The 1,971-nt window shown below is 69.9% G+C and carries 2 protein-coding genes and 1 pseudogene; all 3 read left to right on the forward strand.

Annotated features, from left to right (window positions below):
- Positions 1–949: alpha/beta hydrolase (locus G3N92_RS33580; RefSeq protein WP_206131802.1), on the forward strand; the 949-nt coding region annotated here is incomplete at its 5' end.
- Positions 950–1,040: 91 nt separating this feature from the next.
- Entirely contained in the window at positions 1,041–1,379 is a 339-nt protein-coding gene (locus G3N92_RS33585; RefSeq protein ID WP_206131803.1) for an H-NS histone family protein, read from the forward strand.
- Positions 1,380–1,770: 391 nt separating this feature from the next.
- Positions 1,771–1,971 (forward strand): annotated as a pseudogene (locus G3N92_RS33590) (ABC transporter substrate-binding protein); the annotation flags it as partial.

Consider the following 1,971-nt stretch of genomic DNA (forward strand, 5'->3'; position numbering starts at 1 on the left):
GGTGCGGGCCGGCGACGGCCGGCTCGCCGGCATCCTGTGCGAGCCGATGCGCGCCGGCGATACGACCGCGCCCGCGCTGCTGATCGCGAACACCGGCGCCACCCATCATGTCGGCGACGGCCGCTTCGGCGTGGAGCTGGCGCGCGAGATGGTGTGCCACGGCTACGCGTCGCTGCGCGTCGATGCCGACGGCATCGGCGACAGCGCGGGCGCGGCGCAGGCGCGCGGCCCCGGCCAGATCCCCTACGAATCGATGGCGGCCGATCTGGCCGCCTGGGTGGATTGGCTGGCCGCGCGCGGCTACCGGCAGATCGTGATCTTCGGCATCTGCGCGGGCGCCTACACGGCGCTGGTTGCCTCGCGCAAGAACCTCGGCATCCGCGGGCTGATCCTCGTGAACCCGGCGAGCTTCCTGCTGCCCGAGAACTGCACCATCCTGCAGGCCGCGCAGAATCCGCGCGGCTCGGCGCGCGCCAACCTGCGCTCGATGACGCGCGCCGACAAGTGGACCAAGGTGCTGCGCGGCGAACTCAGCCTGCGCCCGGCGGCCCGCACGCTGTGGCGTCACGCCATGACGCGCGTGCAGCGCCATCTCGCGACGCTGTCGAACGACCGGCTGTTCGCCACCACCTCCAGCCACCAGGTGCACCGCCACTTCCGCCGGCTCGACGCCGCGGGCGTGCGCGTGCGGCTGCTGTTCAGCCCGAAGGATCACGCGCTCGACGAGTTCTACATGCACTTCGGCGGCAGCCGCCGCAAGCTCGGCAGCCTGCCGCGGCTCGACGCGCTGGTGCTCGAGAACGTCGACCACGAGGTGCTGAACCGGCGCGCCCGCGAGGACGTGACCACCGAATGCTTCGCACTGCTTCAGGAAATTTTTCTCGCTGTGCGCCGGGAGCATGTCCGCCCGGCCGCGGCGGGCGCCCAGACGGAGTTCACGCTGACCTGACCTGCCCGCCGCAGCCCGGCCCGGCCGACCAACGGCGGTTGAAGCGGCGATGCCGGGCTGCCACGCCATGCTGTGCCGATGACCTTGCACGATGACCAATCCCACCATTCGCCAGTTGCAACGTCAGCTCGGGCAACTGAACCGGTTGCTCGAGGAAACCCGCCAGCGGGAAAAGCAGGCGAAGCTCGAACAACTGGCGAAGGATGTGCAGGAGTACGACATTTCCGAGCTGGAGCTGCTGCGCGCGGCGGGCTTCATCAAGCCCAAGCGCACGCCGGTGAAGGCGAAGTTCTACAACCCGGAAACCGGGCAGACCTGGTCCGGCCGGGGCCAGCGCCCCAAATGGATCGCCGGCAAGAACCTCGACGACTACCGGATTCGCGAGTCGCCGCAACCATGGTGGCCCGACAGCGGCAAGCCGAAGACCTGATCGCTTCGCGTCGCGCGACGCTCCTTCGCATGGAATTATTTTCCGGCCCGCCGGAAGATTAATTTTTCATGACAAAAGGCCCAGCGCTCGACCGCGCCGCGCACCAACAGGACTGCGTCATGCTCAATAACGTCAATTCGGGGCAACGGATCGGCCCGCAACCCGGCGCCGACTCCACCACACACACCGAGCATTCCACCCCGGCCACCGATGCCGGCGGGGCGCGCCGGGCCGCGTCGAATCATGCGCTGTCGGGCCTGACGCCTACGCCGGACTCCCCGCGTGGCGAGGGCTCGCCGCGCATCACGGCGCGCTCGTCGGCGCCCGACTCGCAGGGCACCGCGTCCCTGTCGGCTTCCCCACCGGCTTCCACGAGCAGCGCGCCGCTGGCGCCGCCGCCGCGCTCGCCGCGGCGGCCCCTCTCGTCGCGACGGGGAAGCGGCTCACGGTCGGCACCGAAGCGAGCCCGACGGCTTCGACGTCGTGCAGTTCAACTCGCTCGTCACCACCAACGCCTCGGCCGACGTGATCTTCAACACGCTGGTGTCGTACGACGAAGCCACCAAGAAGGTCGTGCCGGCGCTGGCCGACA

The organism is Burkholderia sp. Ac-20379 (assembly GCF_017104645.1).
Lineage (GTDB): Bacteria > Pseudomonadota > Gammaproteobacteria > Burkholderiales > Burkholderiaceae > Burkholderia.